The following is a 276-nucleotide window of genomic DNA, read 5'->3' as shown; positions in this document are numbered from 1 at the left end:
TCCAAGGACGAGGACAAGTACGGCTCCGACAAGGGCTGGGAGTCCAAGGACGAGCACGGCTCCGACAAGAGCTGGGAGTCCAAGGACGAGGACGAGTACGGCTCCGACAAGGGCCGGGAGTCCAAGGACGAGGACAAGTACGGCTCCGACAAGGGCCGGGAGTCCAAGGACGAGGACAAGTACGGCTCCGACAAGGGCTGGGAGTCCAAGGACGAGCACGGCTCCGACAAGAGCTGGGACTCCAAGGACGAGGACAAGTACGGCTCCGACAAGGGC

1 pseudogene is annotated in these 276 nt (G+C 63.4%); it reads left to right on the top strand.

The window, feature by feature from the left end:
* A pseudogene (locus ACPXBU_RS34890) lies at positions 1 to 276 on the top strand (hypothetical protein); the annotation flags it as partial.

Origin of the sequence: Micromonospora sp. DT231 (assembly GCF_049847025.1) — a bacterium.
Lineage (GTDB): Bacteria > Actinomycetota > Actinomycetes > Mycobacteriales > Micromonosporaceae > Micromonospora.
The sequence above is the reverse complement of the archived record's forward strand: the minus strand, read 5'-3'. Positions and strand labels throughout refer to the sequence as shown.